At 47.2% G+C, this 17,965-nt stretch carries 18 protein-coding genes; 17 read left to right on the top strand and 1 reads right to left on the bottom strand.

All coding sequences use genetic code 11. The annotated features are described in order from the left end of the window. The first annotated feature begins 69 nt into the window (after positions 1–69). The 4 genes from AB4Z50_RS30430 (at position 70) to AB4Z50_RS30415 (ending at position 4,205) form a co-directional block, all read left to right on the top strand. A complete protein-coding gene (locus tag AB4Z50_RS30430; RefSeq protein WP_441885254.1) occupies positions 70–942 on the top strand; it encodes an SPFH domain-containing protein in 873 nt (290 codons plus the stop codon). 12 nt (positions 943–954) lie between these two features. Continuing rightward, positions 955–1,140, top strand: a complete 186-nt coding sequence (locus tag AB4Z50_RS30425) for a hypothetical protein (RefSeq protein ID WP_076271291.1) — start codon at positions 955–957, stop codon at positions 1,138–1,140. A 343-nt stretch (positions 1,141–1,483) separates the two neighbouring features. Further along, a complete protein-coding gene (gene spoVT, locus AB4Z50_RS30420; RefSeq protein WP_054025813.1) occupies positions 1,484–2,026 on the top strand; it encodes a stage V sporulation protein T in 543 nt (180 codons plus the stop codon). 127 nt (positions 2,027–2,153) lie between these two features. Beyond that, positions 2,154–4,205 carry a polysaccharide biosynthesis protein gene (locus AB4Z50_RS30415; RefSeq protein WP_441885251.1) on the top strand — a complete coding sequence of 684 codons (2,052 nt, stop codon included), beginning with the start codon at positions 2,154–2,156 and terminating at the stop codon, positions 4,203–4,205. Between the two features lie 266 nt (positions 4,206–4,471). On the opposite strand, the gene AB4Z50_RS30410 is transcribed toward AB4Z50_RS30415, so the two are convergent. Beyond that, positions 4,472–4,765: a hypothetical protein gene (locus tag AB4Z50_RS30410; protein WP_441885249.1), complete on the bottom strand. Its 294-nt coding sequence runs from the start codon at positions 4,763–4,765 to the stop codon at positions 4,472–4,474. 588 nt (positions 4,766–5,353) lie between these two features. Between AB4Z50_RS30410 and mazG the strand changes: the two genes are divergently transcribed. The 13 genes from mazG to hpt all read left to right on the top strand — a co-directional run bounded on the left by mazG (position 5,354) and on the right by hpt (position 17,899). Then, positions 5,354–6,850, top strand: coding sequence for a nucleoside triphosphate pyrophosphohydrolase (gene mazG, locus AB4Z50_RS30405; RefSeq protein ID WP_441885247.1), 1,497 nt, complete (start codon positions 5,354–5,356; stop codon positions 6,848–6,850). A 180-nt stretch (positions 6,851–7,030) separates the two neighbouring features. Continuing rightward, complete coding sequence (locus tag AB4Z50_RS30400) at positions 7,031–7,303, top strand: HU family DNA-binding protein (RefSeq protein ID WP_053373361.1); 273 nt, start codon at positions 7,031–7,033, stop codon at positions 7,301–7,303. 3 nt (positions 7,304–7,306) lie between these two features. Continuing rightward, on the top strand, positions 7,307–7,597 hold the full coding sequence (locus AB4Z50_RS30395; protein ID WP_076271293.1) for an RNA-binding S4 domain-containing protein: 291 nt from the start codon (positions 7,307–7,309) through the stop codon (positions 7,595–7,597). A 130-nt stretch (positions 7,598–7,727) separates the two neighbouring features. Beyond that, positions 7,728–8,471 carry a YciC family protein gene (locus AB4Z50_RS30390; protein WP_441885245.1) on the top strand — a complete coding sequence of 248 codons (744 nt, stop codon included), beginning with the start codon at positions 7,728–7,730 and terminating at the stop codon, positions 8,469–8,471. A gap of 166 nt (positions 8,472–8,637) precedes the next feature. Beyond that, positions 8,638–8,925 carry a sporulation protein YabP gene (yabP, locus tag AB4Z50_RS30385; RefSeq protein WP_076271295.1) on the top strand — a complete coding sequence of 96 codons (288 nt, stop codon included), beginning with the start codon at positions 8,638–8,640 and terminating at the stop codon, positions 8,923–8,925. Next, entirely contained in the window at positions 8,922–9,530 is a 609-nt protein-coding gene (gene yabQ, locus AB4Z50_RS30380; protein WP_441885243.1) for a spore cortex biosynthesis protein YabQ, read from the top strand. Before yabP ends, yabQ begins: the two co-directional genes overlap by 4 nt. Positions 9,531–9,538: 8 nt before the next feature. After that, a complete protein-coding gene (locus tag AB4Z50_RS30375; protein WP_076271297.1) occupies positions 9,539–9,847 on the top strand; it encodes an FtsB family cell division protein in 309 nt (102 codons plus the stop codon). 148 nt (positions 9,848–9,995) lie between these two features. Beyond that, positions 9,996–10,514 (top strand): S1 domain-containing RNA-binding protein, encoded by a 519-nt coding sequence (locus AB4Z50_RS30370; RefSeq protein WP_076271298.1) that lies wholly within the window; start codon positions 9,996–9,998, stop codon positions 10,512–10,514. A 503-nt stretch (positions 10,515–11,017) separates the two neighbouring features. Next, positions 11,018–13,510 carry a stage II sporulation protein E gene (gene spoIIE / locus AB4Z50_RS30365; RefSeq protein ID WP_441885295.1) on the top strand — a complete coding sequence of 831 codons (2,493 nt, stop codon included), beginning with the start codon at positions 11,018–11,020 and terminating at the stop codon, positions 13,508–13,510. A 715-nt stretch (positions 13,511–14,225) separates the two neighbouring features. Continuing rightward, positions 14,226–14,951, top strand: a complete 726-nt coding sequence (locus AB4Z50_RS30360) for a hypothetical protein (protein ID WP_441885240.1) — start codon at positions 14,226–14,228, stop codon at positions 14,949–14,951. Then, on the top strand, positions 14,935–15,858 hold the full coding sequence (locus AB4Z50_RS30355; RefSeq protein WP_430061161.1) for a protein kinase domain-containing protein: 924 nt from the start codon (positions 14,935–14,937) through the stop codon (positions 15,856–15,858). Before AB4Z50_RS30360 ends, AB4Z50_RS30355 begins: the two co-directional genes overlap by 17 nt. Positions 15,859–15,897: 39 nt before the next feature. Continuing rightward, positions 15,898–17,310: a tRNA lysidine(34) synthetase TilS gene (gene tilS / locus AB4Z50_RS30350; protein ID WP_441885237.1), complete on the top strand. Its 1,413-nt coding sequence runs from the start codon at positions 15,898–15,900 to the stop codon at positions 17,308–17,310. 49 nt (positions 17,311–17,359) lie between these two features. Further along, entirely contained in the window at positions 17,360–17,899 is a 540-nt protein-coding gene (hpt, locus tag AB4Z50_RS30345; protein ID WP_339205901.1) for a hypoxanthine phosphoribosyltransferase, read from the top strand. Positions 17,900–17,965 lie beyond the last annotated feature (66 nt).

Raw genomic sequence — 17,965 nt, 5'->3', positions numbered from 1 at the left:
TATATATGTAAAAAGTGATATCATATTTATATCAAAACAATATAGAAAAAGATGAAGGAGTGGGGTTTAATGAACGAGAAGAAAGCCTGGTATGTGAGCGGATACATGGCATTGCTGTTTTCGGTAGTTGCTGCTGCTGGCGGTATTTTTCTAACGATATCGGAAGCATCCAAGGACAGCGGGTCTGGGGTAATTATTGGTGTTGGCGCCTTTTTAATTTTGCTGTCCGTCATTTGTTTATCCTCTCTTACGATCGTGCAGCCGAATGAGGCGAAGGTGGTTACTTTTTTTGGAACGTATATGGGCTCTGTGCTGGAAAGCGGCTTATGGATGGTTCTTCCACTTACGAACAAGGTTAATATTTCACTTAAAGTACGTAATTTCAATAGCCAAACACTAAAGGTGAATGATGCGGAAGGAAATCCGGTGGAGATTGGTGCGGTTGTTGTATTTAAAGTAATGGATACGGCAAGAGCGAGCTTCGACGTTGATAATTATGAGCGTTTTGTAGAAATTCAAAGCGAGACGGCGATACGTCACATTGCCGCGCAATATCCTTACGATGTTTTCTCTTCAGACACGGCTTCCTCACTTAGAGGCAATGCGGATGAGGTAGCGGCGGAGCTAGGCAACGAGCTGCAAAACCGTCTTGCAGTTGCCGGCGTAAAGGTGCTTGAGACTCGCTTGACTCATTTGGCGTATGCTCAGGAAATCGCTAGTGCAATGCTTCAAAGGCAGCAGGCGATTGCGATTGTAGCGGCACGTTCCAAAATTGTTGAAGGTGCAGTTGGTATGGTAGATATGGCACTGCGGCAGTTGGAGGAAAACGGGATTAGCTTGGATGCCGAACGGAGAGCGGCGATGGTGAACAATTTAATGGTGGCGATTGTATCTGATCGCGCTGCAACTCCAGTCATTAATACAGGAACTCTTTACGGCTAGAGGCTGATTATTATGGCTAAAGAAAAGAAAGCATTTCCGCTTCGTTTGGATCCCGATATCCATCGTGCTCTTGAGCAATGGGCCGCAGACGAATTCCGCAGCGTCAACGGGCACATTGAGTTTTTGCTCAGAGAAGCGCTTGGCAAAGCAGGCAGGCTCAAAAAAACGAATCAGATGGACAATAATGAAGGTAAATAATATTTAGGCAAAGGGCGGTTATCGATTCAAATCGATAATTGCCTTTTTTAATCCATAAACAATTAAAAAGCATTTGCTTCTCATGCAAGCAAAAGGGAGAAATGGGGAATGCTGAAAACGAGCTCGGGGAAGCGTAAAACGAAGGCTGGACGATACGTCGACGGCCTTTTTCACAAAGAGATGGAACGTTTGGCTTGAACTGTAGTCCGTGCATAAGAAATTGGGAGCGGATGAATACTATGGTCAGATTCAAAATCTTTTGAAGGAAGTTTCTTCTTCGTTATAAACAAGCTGCAAGAATCCAGTCGATTCAAAATCCTCTAGGAAAGCGGGGCAACAAGAAATGAAAGCAACTGGAATTGTACGTCGCATCGATGATCTCGGGCGTGTCGTCATTCCGAAGGAGATCCGCCGTACACTGCGTATTCGCGAGGGAGACCCTCTAGAAATATTTGTAGATCGTGATGGCGAAGTTATTTTGAAAAAATATTCTCCTATCGGTGAGCTTGGCGACTTCGCTAAGGAATATGCGGAATCGTTATTTGAGGGAACAAATCATGTTACATTGATCACGGACCGGGATACCATAATTGCTGTAGCTGGAGCCTCCAAGAAAGAGCTGCTTGATAAGCAGGTAGGCACTGTTCTGGAGAGCTGTATGGAAAATCGCAAGACGCTTGCTGAAGCAAATGGCGGTGCCTTTGAAATTGTGAAGGATACGCAGGAAACTTACAGCTCCTTCGTTATTGCGCCGATCATTGCGGGTGGCGACCCCATTGGAACAGTCGTGCTGCTTAGCAAGGATGAATCGGTAAAAATGTCTACTATGGAAACAAAAATGGCTGAAACGGCAGCGGGCTTTTTGGCAAAACAGATGGAGCAATAGTAAGAAATGTGGCTATAACAGCTTCTTTGATCGAGAAACACTCGATTGGGGAAGCTTTTTCCACGTTTACGATTGTGAGGTATAATAGATACCAATAGAAATCGTGCGACAGGCAGGAGTGAACGGGATGAACCGCAAGCCGGGGGAAAATGGGCAATCGGCGGAAATGCTGGGGCAGGCGGGTAAGCGAAAAACAAGCGTGGGAGTGGTCGAAGCACGCCAAGCTGAGGCTGAACTTACGGAGAGCCAAGAGCGACCTTTTGCCGGCGAACAGTCGGTAGCTAAAGCAGCAGAAACTGCAGTTGAAGGACGGGTTCAAGTAGAACGAAGTTCGAAGCAGCATCTCATGAATGGTGTTGCGCTCATGGCGGGTGCGGCGCTGCTGTCAAAGTTGATTGGTGTTTTTCAAAAAATACCGCTGCAAAATCTAGCTGGGGACCGCGTGTTTGGCATTTACAACGCCGTGTATCCGTTTTATCAGCTGGCAGCTGTTCTAGCAACTGCGGGATTGCCAACGGCCGTATCGCTTCTAATTGCAGAGAGGCTGCGCAAGGGAGATGATGCAGAAGGCGTCAGGCGAACGTTATACGCTGCGCTTTTGCTGCTAGGTGTGACGGGTATTATTTCGTTTGGCTTGATGTGGGGTGGAGCGAATCAAGTAGCAGGTTGGATTGGCGATGCGGAGACGGCTGGTGCAGTGCGCTCGGTCTCGTTTGCGCTGCTGCTTGCTCCATTCGTTGCTGCGTTAAGAGGATATGTGCAGGGAATCGGACAAATGGGATTGTCTGCCGCCTCACAAGTTGTTGAGCAAATGATTCGTGTAGGCGTAATGCTGCTAGTGCTTGCATTAAGCTGGTCCGCTGGATGGGCAGATGCATCTGTAGCGTCTGGTGTGATGAGCGGTTCGGCATTCGGAGCTTGCGCATCGCTTTTGCTGCTGGCTATATATTTATGGCGCAGACGCAGCGGGGAGCGGCTTAATCGAATGGCAGGGGCAATACGAGCAGAGATGAGAAAGCTTGCCGTTATTGCACTGCCTGTCGCGCTTGGCGCGGTGGTTGTTCCTGTTCTTGGCGTTGTGGATGCCTTTATGGTTCCTCGCTTATTGCAGGAAGGAGGGGCTTCGGAAGCTGCGGCAATGACATCGTTTGGCGTGTACAGCCGAGCGCAGCCGCTTGTGCAGCTTGTTGTTATGGTAGCTGGAGCGGCGGCAGCGGCGCTCGTACCAAGCATTGCGTTAGCACGTATGCGGGGTGCATACGGACAGCTTCGAGTGCAGCTTTCGCTTGCTGAGCGGGCGGCGTGGGCAATCGGCGCTGCAGCAGCCATCGGCTTGGCACTGCTCGCGGAACCGCTCAATATGATGCTGTATTCGGATACTCAAGGCACATTTGCCTTCGCTTTGGTTGGCTGCACTGCTCTTGCGGGCAGTGTGAATGCGGTGACGGCTCCTGTGCTTCAAGGGTTAGGCGCTGTACGTATTCCAGCTATTCTGCTGCTGGTTGCAGCGCTGCTTAAAGGCGTTATTAACGCTGTGCTTGTACCCACGTATGGAATTGAAGGCGCAGCCATCGCAGGCGTCGCGGCGCTAAGCGTGGCGGCTTTGCTTGGGATTATTGCAGTGCGGTATGCAGCGGCGGGTTCTGGAGCGGCGTTAGCTGGCGGACGAGCGGGTGTGGAAGGGCGTGTGAAGCCGCGCGATCGAGTGGTTGGTGAGAGGGTAGTGCGAGAGCGGGTGTCTGAGGAAGAGCGGGGAGGAATGCAAGAGCGAGGGCAGGGACGAGTGCAAGAGCAGGGGCAGGGGCGAGTGCAAGAGCGGTGGAGAGAGCAAGAGTGGGAGCAGGAGCGAGAGCATGGGCGAGTGCTCGAGGAAGAGGGACGTCAGCCGGCGCATGGGCGTGCGGCGGCGGGCACGGTCTTTGCGCTCGCGGTCATGGCCGCGGCGCTTGTTATCGCCGAGCGAGCGCTGAGCGCAGCGCTTGGCGGGCTGCCGCCTAGGGCGGCAGCAACTGCGCTTGCGCTGACGTGCGTTGCCGTCGGCGCTTGCGCCTTTGGCGCCGCAGCTTTGCGCGGCGGCGCTATCAGCGCGCGCGAATTGCGCGCGTTGCCGGGTGGCGCGGTGCTGGCCGCCCGTTTGCAGCGCTGGCGGCTTATTCCGCCAGCGAAAGATAAGCGCTAGCGCCGCAAGTTGGCGGCGGTGAGCGCTTGTAAAGCGAGTGTTTTTTATGGAGTAATATGAAAAACACAAATTGTCTGAGCTGCACAGGTTATCTCGTGTAGATTATTAGGGTTTTCTCTAAAGTTGAGAAAACCTAAGCATCTTTTCAGCACAATCATTGCTGCGCGGCATCGCTTGCACGGTTGAATGTGTAATCTCTCAACGTGATGAATCCATAGATCTATTTCTGACCATTCCGCAGTTCTGCTGCCCATTGGCAGAAAGCGCTACAAGATAAGACTAATATCTAGGCTTATTTTTGGAATATTGATCATTCTCAAGCAAATAGAACTAAATTCTAGTCCTATTTCCGACCATTCCGCACTTCTAATGCCCACTGGCAAAAAGTGATGCGAAATAAGACTAATCTCTAGGCTTATTTGTGGAATATTGATCATTCTCAAGCAAATAGAACTAAATTCTAGTCCTATTTCCGACCATTCCGCACTTCTGCTGCCCATTGGCAGAAAGCGTCGCAAAATAAGACTAATAATTGGACTTACTTGTGCAATTTTGGTCATTTTGAAGAAAATAGATCTAGTTTCTAGATCTATAACAATCTCTAGGAATCTAGCAATTATGAGCAGAATTAGTAGAGGTTATTGCATAATCATTACATATTTTTATAAATAATTCTGTTAAATAGGTTAGTTTCACGGGCAATAAACCTGGTCACCAGCTCATTTATTCTGATCAACAACTCTCTCAATTGATGAACTATTTTTGATAGATATATGTCATTGAGACTAAACTATCCGCTATATCCATATCCCATATTGTTTCCTACTAATTGACTATTTCAACTATGAACATCCAGTGTGATATGCTAATCGCAAGCATTTTTTACGGCTATATTGAAGTTTATGTCAAATTGGTTCATTATTGATTTTTGAGCAAAAATAAACGATGATTAGTCGTGTTTTTATGTATGTGCGCTCGTTTTCGAACTCATTTTCGAATGCATGCGAGCTCTTTACCGAATACACTTCCGAACTCGTTTCAATCCCTATAAACGACCCCAAAAGGTCTTTTGCAAGCCGCTGGCATTATAGCTACTCCATCAAATTTCGACCATAATACGAATGAATAGTTAAGGAGGCTTTACCACAATGGCAACCCCATATCTTACTGTTGTTGGGCTCGGCTCAGGTGATCCTGACCAAATGACGCTTGGCGTATGGCGCAGGCTGCAAGCAGCGAAGAAAATTTTTGTCCGTACGGCTGAGCATCCTGCAATGTCGATGCTTCTGGAAATCGGTATGGAATATACCTCATTTGATACTTTGTATGAGCAGCATGATTCCTTTCCGGATGTGTACAAGGCAATAGCCGAGGCGCTTATTTCCGAAGCGAAAAGCATGAGCACAAGCGTGGACGAGCCTATTATTTATGCGGTTCCCGGGCACCCAATGGTGGCTGAACGCACGGTTCAGCTGCTGCGCGAGCAATGTCCGGAAGCGGGTATTGAGCTGCAAATTATCGGCGGTGAAAGCTTCCTTGATCAAGCTTTTATTAGTCTTGGAATCGATCCAATAGAAGGTTTTGCGCTGCTTGATGCAGCTGAATTACAGCCGTCTTTGTTGCAGCCACAGTTGCATACTCTGATTGGACAGGTGTATGATGCCTTCACGGCATCTGATGTTAAGCTTGCGCTTATGGAGCGTTATCCCGATGACTACGAGGTTGTGGTAGGGCATGCTCTTGGTGTTGCGTCCCAGCAGCAGATCATTCGCGTTCCGCTATACGAGCTTGATCGCACACCTGGTTACGGTAATTTATCGTTGATTTGGGTACCGCGCTCTGATGATGCAGCGCTTCGCAATCGTTCCTTTGAGCGATTGCATGAGATTGTATCTATTCTTCGCAGCCCTGAAGGTTGTCCTTGGGATCAGGAGCAGACGCATCAGTCTATCCGTAAAAATTTTATCGAAGAGCTGTATGAAGCGCTTGAAGCCATCGATAATGATGATCCGGATGCTATGCAGGAGGAATTTGGCGATGTTATCCTGCAAGTGATGCTTCATAGCCAAATGGAAGAAGAGACTGGCGCATTTTCCGTCTATGATGTGATACAATCACTTAACGAGAAGCTTATTTTCCGCCATCCGCATGTATTTGGGGACGTTGATGCGAGCAATTCGGAAGAGGCGCTGGTTAACTGGGAACAAATGAAGGCTGAGGAAAAACGGATTAAAGGAACCGATGTTTCGCGTACATCGGTGCTGGATGGCATTCCGCCAGATCTGCCAGCACTCATGAAAGCCTACAAGCTTCAGAAAAAAGCGGCTAAGGTAGGTTTTGATTGGGACGAGCTTGGTCCAGTGCTTGCCAAGATTGAAGAGGAGCTTGCAGAGCTGCGCGCAGCGATAACCTCGCAATCGGAAGAGGAGCAGGCATCTGAGCTTGGAGATTTGCTGTTTGCAGTCGTCAATGCCTCGCGCTTCATCCATGCTGATCCGGAAGAGGCGCTTTCCCGCACGAACAAAAAATTCCGCAGTAGATTTGAGTATATTGAGGAACAGCTTCGTATAAGCGGTAAAAATTTTGACCAGACTGATTTAACAGAAATGGATCGTTGGTGGGAAGAGGCAAAGCGTCAATCCTAGCTTGCAATTCGTCATGAATCGCCTTTATTCCGCAACAAACGCAAAAAAATTTCAAATAGCGGCAGGATTTATTTGCTACAAGGCAGAATAAGTATTCTTCGTGAGAGTAAAAATGGGAAGCAAAGGCGGCGCCACAAGCGTCGACCACAAATAATGGTTAAAAATTAGGAGGATTTTATAATGAACAAAACAGACTTGATCAACAACATTGCAGAAAAAAGCGGTTTGACTAAACGTGACGTAGAAGCAGTACTTAACGGCTTCTTGGGCGAAGTAACAGATGCACTTGCTGGTGGCGATAAAGTACAATTGATCGGCTTCGGTACTTTTGAAACTCGCAAACGTGCTGGACGCACTGGCCGCAACCCGCAAACAGGCGCTCCAATCGAAATTTCTGAAGCAAAAGTTCCTGCATTCAAAGCAGGCAACAAGTTGAAAGAAGCTATCCAATAATCTATGCGATTAGATAAATTTCTTAAGGTATCCCGGCTGATCAAACGCCGTACCGTTGCGAAGGATGTATCCGAGCAAGGTCGCGTATGGATCAACGGCCGCGAAGCGAAAGCTAGCAGCGCCGTCAAAGTCGGTGATGAGCTCCAAATCCAGTTCGGTCAAAAAATCGTAACCGTTCGCGTTGAGCGAATTGCGGAGACGACCCGTAAGGATGAAGCCGGAGAGCTGTATACCTTGGTGAAAGAAGAGCAACGCCAGCGCGAGAATACGCTCGACTGGGAAGTACCGCAATAACAACAAGGCTGCCTACAAGCATAATACTTGCAGGCAGTCTTTTTTTATGCCCAATAAGTAGCTTCTAAATTTTACGAGATTCCCTGTTTCAACATCATAAATTATGTTTATATACTCGGAGGACTATTCGATGAATCATCTGCAGCTGCCCATTCCCGAGTATCGGCGAAAGGGTTTTTCATTGCTTGCGCATGCTTGTGCTCTCTATTTCAAAAACATTGTACCCATTCTATTTTTAACAGCGATAATTACGATTCCGGTTGAGGCTATTAAAAACTATTACTATTTTGAACCGGAAGACGGCTTTATTTATATGCCCGCCAACAGCATGGACAGTGTGACCAGTTTATTTTTCCTATGTGTCATCACGCCGATGATTATCTATTACATACTTGGTAAAATGACGGGGAATAGCAGTGGCATTGTGCAGCCCATTCTGCGGGGGCTTCGCAAATGGCCGCGCATGATTGTGTATACTTTTCTACACGGCGTCATTGTAATTGCGGGATTTATCGTATTTATTGTTCCGGGTTTCTTGTTTGCTGTATGGCTGATGCTGATGCCTATTATTGTTTCTATTGCTGATACATCGCGGATAAATCCGATGACAGTTAGCCGTGATTTGGCACGCGGGCGTTATTTCAAGCTTGTAGGCTATGCGATGGGCGGATACGTTATGGTCTTAGTGCTTACCAGCATTATCGTTTTTATTTTCTCTCTCTTTGTGAATCAATCATGGATAACCGCGACGATATTTGATTTATGCTATAGCCTATTCAACCAGTTGGTAACCATTGTACTACTGCTAGTTTTTCTACAGGTATATACAGAAAGAAACGACGAAGCGCTGAATGCTATGAATCAAGCAGATTAGGTTCTAATTCTCGTCCACGCCCCATAAGCTAGTCTTAACATATAAGACAGGATAAGCTTTACGCCTATGCCCTTCTTATATTTGAACGCGAAACGTATGCTGCGCCGCACTAGCTCGGCTGTAGCCGTTTACGCCAAGACATGTTAACGAAGCGGAGGACGAGTCTATGGTTGACCAAGGCAAGGGGCAGAAGCGTCAGGAAGTCAAAATGCTAAATCGCAAGCTGCTGGAGCTTACCGGAGTCGTAAACGTAGAGAGCTTTGACAGCGAAGAGTTTTTACTCGAAACAGAGCTTGGCTTCTTGGAGGTTAAGGGCCAAAATTTGCATATGAAGCTTCTTAGCCTTGAACAGGGAATGGTAACTATTGAAGGACTCGTCCATTCGCTCGCCTATATGGACAGCAACAATTCCTCCTCTAAATCCAAAGGGTTGTTCGGGAAGCTATTTAAGTGACGCTTAATATGCAATGGTTAACGATGGCGGTCATGCTATTATCAGGCCTTGGCATGGGAACAGTATTCGACGGCTACCGAGTCGTGACGAATGAGCTCAAGCTTCCGCGCTGGTGGCTTCCGGTGCTTGATGTCGTTTACTGGATGGCAGCGGCATTGATCGTCTTTCGGGTACTGTACGCTAGCAACAATGGCGAGGTGCGAGCGTACGTTTTTATCGGACTGGCTATTGGGATGGTCATCTATTATTTCTTTTTTAGCAGAATCGTTATTCAAGTCGTAAAATGGATCATCGGAGCCGTTCGCAAACTAATCCAAATTTTGCTAAAATGCCTGGATATTCTTATCGTTAAGCCGATTTTACTGCTCTATAAGTTGGTAAAGGTAATTTTGGCATTTGGGTCTGCGCTCACTATTTTCACTCTAAAAATTGTGATACAATTAGTCCGTCCATTTTGGAAATTGTTTGTTTGGATGGCAGGTCCAGTCATTCGTCCGCTTGGACGGTGGCTATCGCGCTACGCTGCCAAATGGCAATTAGTTGGCAAGCTGAGAGGATTTGGACAACGAATAGCTCGATTGTGGAGCAAATGGTTTAGGAGGTAACACCGCTCATGGCAAAAGCAGCTGAGAATAAAACGCCAGGGAATGCTGGCACAAAACGCCGGTTCAAACTATGGATGATGTTCATCGTGCTATTTATGGGCTGGGCGGGGTATACAATTTTTGGCCAAATGCAGCAGAAGAACGCAACAGGTTTGAAGCTGACTACAATTCAAGATAAGCTTGATGTTACCACCAAAGAAACCGAGGAGCTTAAACGTCAAATTGAACGATTAAACGACCCAGAATATATCGAACAGCTAGCAACAAAAGAGCAGGGCATGGTAAAGAAGGGCGAGCAGCAAATTTTCAGTGACTAATTAGGGCGTCAATTCGGGTGAACGTCTGTTGACCTTACTTGAACGGTTCGGTTATAATCACGTTAATAGCGTTTTCGCAAAACTTTTAGCATATGCTTATGAATTCAGTTTTGCTTCGCATAACTTTTAGGGAGGAACATTTTATTTTATGGCAATTGAAGTGGGCGCTAAGTTAGAAGGAAAAGTGACAGGCATTACGCATTTTGGGGCATTTGTCGACTTGTCGGGAGGTGTCACGGGTCTTGTTCACATTTCGGAAATTGCTGATAATTACGTCAAAGACGTGAAGGATCACCTGAAGATCGACGATGTCGTGAAAGTCAAAGTGATCAACGTGGACAAAGACGGAAAGATCGGGCTTTCCATTAAGCAAGCCATTGACCGGCCAGAAGGCCAACCAGCGCCACAACAACGCGAGCGTCACAGCGGAGGCGGCGGTGGAAGCACTGGCGGTAGTGGTGGTGGTGGCGAACGTTTCAACCGCGGTGGCGGTGGTGGTGGCGGCGGACGTCCCTTCAACAAGCAATCGGCTGGCAGACCGGCATACGGTAAACCGTCATTCGAGGATAAAGTGTCACGGTTCCTGAAAGACAGCGAAGAGCGCATCTCCTCTTTGAAGAAGAATACGGAGGGCAAACGCGGCGGACGCGGTGCCAAGCGAGTATAAGCTGAATCGTCATAACATTATACATGAAGCAGAACCTAACCGGTTCTGCTTTTTTTGCGTCCAGCTGCACAATATTCCCCGCGATAATGAGTAAGCGTATACAGGTTGCTGTCGAAGCAGGACAATAAGACTGCGTATATGCTGGTGAATGTTTGGACGAGCCTCTAATTGTCACGGTCAATGTCGTTTGTAAAGCGCGCAGAATCGTAAAAAAAATACTTTTCTCTAATCCTCCATCATTCCCGACACATTACAACCTCGATTCGCCATCATTTCGAAAGGACACAACACATATTTTGTTGTCGGACCTGTGTGATTTGGTTGGGCAGGAGGCATTGAAATCCCATACGGGATATATGTTTGACAGTGAAATGACAATGACCGCAATGCCATTTATTTTTGTCGGAAAAAATTTACAATTCAGTTGCTTTAACTGACAAACTTTATGCGGACAACCTCCTATAATGAAAAACACATTACATTCGGAATGGTGGTGTCTGCTCATGGAAAAGGAAAACGCGGTTGTGCTTCCAGGTATGAAACGGTTAGGACTAGCTCAGACGATGTTGCAGAAAGGTCGGGAATGGGCGGCTGCAAGGCGGTTCATTCAAGTCATTTTAGCAAAAAAGTGGACGTTTCTACTCGTAGGTGTAGCTTTCTTGCTCGGAAGAGCGGTTATACTCGAATCGCTGATGCCGTTTGCCATTGCTTATTTCGCCGTTATTTACTTTATGAGAAGGGATATTTACCCGTGGGTAGCGATATCCTTAGTAGCCGGGAGCTGGTTTGCAGCTGATCCTGCCCCGATGTGGATTGCGATGGAGATTGCTGTACTCTTTCTTTTCCTAAAGGGATTAGAAACCTACGAGAAGGCAGAACTGTCGTCGGCGCCCATTCTAGTGTTCGCATCAACGTTAATGGTGCAAATGTTCAGCGTGTTTATAGGGGACGAGCTGAGCTGGTACAATTTCATGCTCGTTGTGGTGGAGGCAGCACTTGGTTTTGTGCTCACATTAGTATTCATACAAGCGATACCAGTGCTTACGATGACCAAAAAATCAGCTTCTCTCAAAAACGAGGAAATCATTTGTTTAATGATTTTGCTTGCGTCGGTTATGACGGGGGCGGTTGGATGGGTGTTTTACGGAATGTCGGTAGAGCATGTGATGTCACGTTATATGCTGCTCCTCTTTGCTTTAGCAGGGGGTGCGCCGCTTGGCGCTTCGGTCGGTGTAGTTGCAGGACTCATTCTAAGCTTGGCTGATTTTGGTGCAGTCGTTCAAATGAGCTTACTCGCTTTTGCGGGCTTGCTGGCTGGTCTGCTGCGTGATGGCGGCAAAATGGCAGCGGCATTCGGAATGTTGCTTGGAACATCGATTTTATCCATATATGTAGGAAGTCAGGCTGATGTTATGAGCTCAACCTGGGAGTCGGTAGCAGCCGCAACGCTGCTTATGCTGACGCCGCGTATTATGATCCGCACGATATCACGGTATGTGCCGGGTACGAATGAGCATGCCAAATCGCAGCATGATTACGCCAAGCGGGTACGTGAGGTGACTGCGGACCGCGTATCACAGTACTCAGAAGTGTTCCGTCAGCTGTCAAAGAGCTTTGGCCAACTCAATAGCAGCGTTACGACGGTTAAAAGGGAGGATGAGATCAGCCATTTTATGAATGCGGTTGCTGAGCGCAGCTGTGCCAGCTGCCATCGGCAAAATGCTTGTTGGGAGGACAAGTTCTTTCATACGTACAAAATGATGACCGATATGATGACGGTTGTAGAGGAGAAACGGATTCCGTCCCCTAAGGAAATACCGCGGGCTTGGTCGGCGCATTGCGTGAAATCGTCACAGGTTCTTGTGGATATGAGCCAGCAGTACGAGCTATATCAAAATAATATGCACTGGAAGAAGCAAATATGCGACTCCCGTCAGCTTGTAGCGGATCAATTGCAGGGTGTATCGCAGGTAATGGAGGACTTGGCGAAAGAAATTAAAAGGGAGGGACAAACGCTTCATCTGCAGGAGGAGCAAATTCGAGAGGCGGTGGAAGGACTCGGTTTATCCGTACAGGGGATTGATATTGTGTGCTTAGAGGAGGGGAATGTGGATATAGAGGTGTATCATACGTTTGGACAAGGCTATGATGAGTGCCGAAAAATAATCGCACCGCTGCTTAGTGATATTTTGGGAGAGCATATTGCAGTGAAGTCGGAGCACTCCCCAACGAGAAGCGGTGAGCCGTCCCTGGTCGCGTTTGGTTCAGCCAAGCAGTACGAGGTGGAGACGGGCATAGCTGGTGCAGCTAAAGGAGGAGATCTGCTGTCTGGCGACAGCTTTAGTATGGTGGAGCTTGGAAATGGCAAGTTTGCAGTTGCGATCAGCGATGGTATGGGCAATGGTGAGCGTGCGCGTCAGGAAAGCAGCGCGGCATTGTCGATTCTGCAGCAGCTGCTGCAGTCAGGCATGGATGAGAAGCTGGCCGTGAAGTCAGTTAACTCGGTGCTCTTATTGCGCTCATCTGATGAAGTATTTGCTACCGTCGATTTAGCGATCGTTGATTTGTATACGGCGCAAACGACGTTTATGAAAATAGGATCAACGCCAAGCTTTATTAAACGAGGAAATGAGGTTATTCCGATAACAGCGAACAATTTGCCGATTGGCATTCTTCAAGATATTGACGTCGACTTCGTGTCGATGCAAATGCAATCGGGCGACACGCTAGTCATGATGAGTGACGGCATTTATGATGCGCCGGGCCTTGCGGTTAATAAAGAGCTCTGGATGAAGCGAATTATTAGCGAGCTGGCGACAGATGATCCGCAGGAAATGGCGGATGCGCTGCTTGAGAAGGTGGTTCGTCATCATAATGGAGAGATTATTGATGATATGACCGTGCTTGTAGCGCGTATCGATAAGCATTTGCCGGAATGGGCATCCTTCCGTTTTCCGGGTGTGACGCGTATGGAGCGTCCAAGGACGGTGAGCTGAGTATAGAAATAAAATATGGACTGTGAAATCATTTATAAATTTAAAACAATGATGAATGGATACTTGAACGGTGAGCTTGTATCTATGATATTCATTGGGCAAGCAGTAGCCTATTTTGTTGTCGGCTGACTCACGCTGACAGGAAATGGGCTATTGTTATTGTTTGTTACATAATAGCGAGCGTATAGCACATAAAAGCTTTAACGTAACAAAGACATGACATGCTCTGTTGAATTGACCCGCGAAGCGGAATTCACACTAATATTAATACATACACGTAGATTTTATTTTTGAAACATCAATTTGTTGCTGCATTCATTTATCACTCAATTACGACCGATGAAAGATAAAGGGGCATATGAAGTTTAGTAATTTTCAACTGTGGTACATAGTAAACGCTCAAATAAAATAGTTATACATATGGCTATGAATATCAATCCTATTCACAGTGAGAGGACGGATGTGCGTTATTAATACAAGTAATATTGGTTTGTTATATGTGTAAATATCATTTTTTAACTAGTCTAGCTGTTTATCCCTCTCAAAAAAGGCAAAGCTAATAGAAAGGCAAAGGGCGAAGCCTATGCTTACGAAGCTGTGTTTGTTTCTCAAACACTAAGCCTATGCTTACGAAGCTGTGTTTGTTTCTCAAACACTAAGCCTATGCTTACGAAGCTGTGTTTGTTTCTCAAACACTTGAGGAGGGTAAATCATTATGAAGCAAATATTGTTGATTACAGATGGATGCTCTAATGTGGGTCTAAGTCCAGTCATAGCGGCAGCACATGCGCAATCGGAAGGGATTTCAGTAAATGTAGTAGGCGTACTCGATCATGGCGATGTAGGTGAACTTGGTGCGGCTGAGATTGATGAGATTGCGCGTGCGGGCGGCGGTCTAAGCAGGATGGTAAATATGCGTCAGCTGTCGCAGACGGTACAGATGATGACTCGCAAGACCGTAGTGCAGACGATTCAATTAGCGGTTCAGAAGGAATTGAAGCAAGTGCTTGGCAACGGCTCAATCGAAGCATTGTCGCCGGAGAAGCGTGGCGATGTTGTACGTGTTATCGACGAGCTGGGGGAGACATCGAATTTGCAAGTAGCGCTTCTTATCGATGCCAGCGCCAGCATGAAGCCAAAGCTGGCGGCTGTGGAGGAGGCTATACGCGATTTAATGCTCAGCCTGCAAGCGAGACAAGGGAAAAGTGAAATCTCGGTATTTCATTTCCCAGGCTCAAGACATGGGGATGACTGTTTGATGGATTTGAGCTGGACGAGTCACTTGAATGGTGTTCACGCCATCTTTCCGAAACTGCAAATGGGCGGAACCACGCCGACGGGCCCTGCGATTATGCATGTCATTGATTTTTATCGCCAGGGCGATTATGGTAGACAGAGCAGAGACGAAACGGATGGGATGATGAGTGACTACGTCGTTTAAAGTTGATCTTCGCCGTGGCATGGTGGTGGTTGGCAAGTGGAAACAAGGGCGTTACCGGGTAGAGAGGTTGCTTGGAGAGGGCGCAAACGGTAAAGTATATCTCGTACAGCGTGATCGTAGCTGGTATGCGATGAAGCTCGGTTTAGATGCACTCGATCTGCAATCGGAGATCAATGTGCTGCAGTCGATCGCCAAGCAGAAGCAATACGGGCAGGAGTCCTTTTTGTTCGACGTAGATGATTTGTACGGTCCGGATGGAAAGGAATATCCTTTTTATATTATGCGCTATGTACTGGGATCTAAGCTGGACGATTACCTGAAGCAGCACGGCTTGGAGTGGTTTCCGTTAGTTGGCTTGAATCTGCTGGGCAAGCTGACGAAGCTGCACCAAGCAGGATGGGTGTTCGGCGACTTAAAGGTGGAAAATGTGCTCGTTGCCGATTATGGTCATGTTGAGCTGGTTGATTTCGGCGGGGTAACTGCAGCAGGCAAAGCCGTTCGCCAATTTACTGAGATTTATGATCGGGGCTACTGGAATGAAGGTTCGCGATCTGCTGATCCGAGTTACGATTTATTCTCGTTTGGCGTGCTTTGCATACAGCTGCATGAACCAAAACGGCTTCATCAGTTAACGGTGGAGCTATTGCCGCAAAATCGCTCAGCTGTGGAGCTCATCCAGATCGCTGAATCCAGTTCGGTTTTAAAGCCAATTGCCGGATGGCTGCGTAAAGCTTTTGCAGGACAGTATTCGGATGCGGGTGAGGCTTCAGCGGCTTGGCGTTTACTGATGCATAGACGAGACACGCATAGACCCTCAGCTACACCAGGGTGGTTAAAGGGGCTTGCTGCCCTTTCAGCGGTCTTGCTTGGAACGTCGGTTTACTGGCTCATACGCAATGTGCTGTAGTGGCAGCAAGCAACGGGAAATGAAGGTGAGGTACAACCTATGAATCTGCGAAACGAGCTTGAGAAAACAGCTGCAGACCGCAGGCTTTGGTCGAAAGGGGATTGTATTGTTGTAGCGGTGTCCGGAGGTCCGGATTCCATGGCGCTGCTGCATATGCTGTCTGCTGTAGCGAAAAGCAATGAAATCTCCATTATTGCAGCTCATGTGAATCACGGCTTTCGAGTAGAGGAGTCGGCGCATGAGCTGATTGTCGTTAAGCAATTTGCAGAGCAGCTAGGGGTCATTTGTGAGACGGTAACGTTCGACATGCCGTCTTATATAGAAGAAACCCGAATGAATGGACAAGCTGCCTCACGCGAGAGGCGGTACGGCTTTTTGCATGAAATCGCGACCCGATATGGAGCTTCGCGTATCGCGTTCGCCCATCATGCAGATGATCAGGCGGAAACCGTCCTTATGCGCGTCATTCGTGGGACAGGCTTAACTGGTTTGGCGGGAATTCTCAGTAGAAGAAGAGAAAAAAACGTGGAACTTATCAGGCCGCTGCTTCGTATGAACAAGTCAGACCTTCTGCGTTACTGCGAAGAACACCAAATTCCTTACTGCACGGACAGCAGTAACAAGGAACGCCATTATTTCCGAAACATCATTCGGTTAGATATTTTACCGTATTTATCAAAGCATAATCCGCACATATCCCAATCCCTTCAACGACTTGCTGAAGTAGCGGGTGCGGAAGACGAATGGATGGAGAAACAAACCGAAGCGTTATTTGCGCAGCTCGTTACGTTATCCCCCAATGAATGCGCGATAAGCTGCGACGATTTGCATGGTCTCCACGTCGCTTTACAAAGGAGATTGATTAAACTAATATTAAGTTATCTTTCTAAGGAAACGGAAAAGATATCTTTCGAGCAGATTGAGACGATGAGGCTTGCTGCTTCCACTCATGCGCCTGCAACTTGGCGAATCGATGCTGGTGCCGGCATTTGCTGCGCTCGTGAATATGATAGAATGCGGTGGATTCAAGTGCCACAGCATGTATCCAAAGAAGCGAGTGTCTATTTGTGCGAGGTGGGAAGGGATAAAGCTAGCCTGGCGATCGAGCAATGCGGGTGGACATTTGAGTTAGCTTATACATCAGCGTTAGAAAGTTGTAAGCCTGCATCGCGTTATGAAGCCTGCTTTGATGCGTCGGAACTAACGTATCCGCTCGTTGTTCGAAATCGGCAGCCGGGAGACAGAATTCAGGTTTTAGGATTAAATGGTTCGAAAAAAGTGCAAGATATGTTCGTTGACGAGAAAGTTGCTCCGCTGAAGAGAGAGCTGTATCCACTGCTGTTTGATGGATCAGGCAAATTACTCTGGATTCCGGGCATTCGCAGATCAAGTCATGCGCTTACGGATGTACACACAAAAGACGTGTTATTCATAAGGGCAGGCAACGAATAAGAAGCACTGGTACACTCATAAACATAGTTAAGCGTAGGGGGATTTACACTTGCAGAACGATATTCAAGAAGTATTGTACGACGCGCAGCAAATTGGTGAGAAGGTTAAGGAACTTGGTGCAACACTAAGTAAAGATTTTAATGGGCGTAATCCGCTCGTTATTTGTGTTTTGAAAGGCGCTTTTATTTTCATGGCTGATTTGGTTAAGGAAATTACAGTGCCGCTTGAAATTGATTTTATGGCTGTATCTAGCTACGGACAATCCACGAAATCATCTGGCGTTGTCAAAATTATTAAAGACCTCGATGTATCTGTCGAAGGCCGAGATGTTCTAATCGTTGAAGATATTATCGACAGCGGATTGACGCTTAGTTACCTAATTGACGTGCTAGAGCGTCGCAATGCGAAGTCTGTTACAGTTGTAACTTTGTTCGATAAGCCTGCTCGCCGTACAGTTGAATTGGAAGCAGACTATAAAGGCTTTACACTGCCTGATGAGTTTGTTGTCGGTTATGGACTGGATTATGCAGAGAAATATCGTAATCTCCCTTATATTGGTATTTTGAAGCCGCAAGTTTATCAAAAATAATTGCGATTCACCCGTACATGCCCTTCTCCGTACACCTCTATTGTTATGGAAAGTCATGATATGGTA

Origin of the sequence: Paenibacillus sp. 2TAB26, from assembly GCF_052115145.1 — a bacterium.
In the GTDB taxonomy this organism is placed as follows: domain Bacteria; phylum Bacillota; class Bacilli; order Paenibacillales; family Paenibacillaceae; genus Pristimantibacillus.
This window is presented reverse-complemented; position numbering and strand designations above follow the sequence as displayed.

Bases quoted from the DNA above. Each gene is read 5' to 3' on its own strand.
- AB4Z50_RS30430 (WP_441885254.1), top strand. From the start codon at position 70: ATGAACGAGAAGAAAGCCTGGTATGTGAGCGGATACATGGCATTGCTG.
- AB4Z50_RS30425 (WP_076271291.1), top strand. From the start codon at position 955: ATGGCTAAAGAAAAGAAAGCATTTCCGCTTCGTTTGGATCCCGATATC.
- spoVT (WP_054025813.1), top strand. From the start codon at position 1,484: ATGAAAGCAACTGGAATTGTACGTCGCATCGATGATCTCGGGCGTGTC.
- AB4Z50_RS30415 (WP_441885251.1), top strand. From the start codon at position 2,154: ATGAACCGCAAGCCGGGGGAAAATGGGCAATCGGCGGAAATGCTGGGG.
- AB4Z50_RS30410 (WP_441885249.1), bottom strand. From the start codon at position 4,765: ATGACCAAAATTGCACAAGTAAGTCCAATTATTAGTCTTATTTTGCGA.
- mazG (WP_441885247.1), top strand. From the start codon at position 5,354: ATGGCAACCCCATATCTTACTGTTGTTGGGCTCGGCTCAGGTGATCCT.
- AB4Z50_RS30400 (WP_053373361.1), top strand. From the start codon at position 7,031: ATGAACAAAACAGACTTGATCAACAACATTGCAGAAAAAAGCGGTTTG.
- AB4Z50_RS30395 (WP_076271293.1), top strand. From the start codon at position 7,307: ATGCGATTAGATAAATTTCTTAAGGTATCCCGGCTGATCAAACGCCGT.
- AB4Z50_RS30390 (WP_441885245.1), top strand. From the start codon at position 7,728: ATGAATCATCTGCAGCTGCCCATTCCCGAGTATCGGCGAAAGGGTTTT.
- yabP (WP_076271295.1), top strand. From the start codon at position 8,638: ATGGTTGACCAAGGCAAGGGGCAGAAGCGTCAGGAAGTCAAAATGCTA.
- AB4Z50_RS30375 (WP_076271297.1), top strand. From the start codon at position 9,539: ATGGCAAAAGCAGCTGAGAATAAAACGCCAGGGAATGCTGGCACAAAA.
- AB4Z50_RS30370 (WP_076271298.1), top strand. From the start codon at position 9,996: ATGGCAATTGAAGTGGGCGCTAAGTTAGAAGGAAAAGTGACAGGCATT.
- spoIIE (WP_441885295.1), top strand. From the start codon at position 11,018: ATGGAAAAGGAAAACGCGGTTGTGCTTCCAGGTATGAAACGGTTAGGA.
- AB4Z50_RS30360 (WP_441885240.1), top strand. From the start codon at position 14,226: ATGAAGCAAATATTGTTGATTACAGATGGATGCTCTAATGTGGGTCTA.
- tilS (WP_441885237.1), top strand. From the start codon at position 15,898: ATGAATCTGCGAAACGAGCTTGAGAAAACAGCTGCAGACCGCAGGCTT.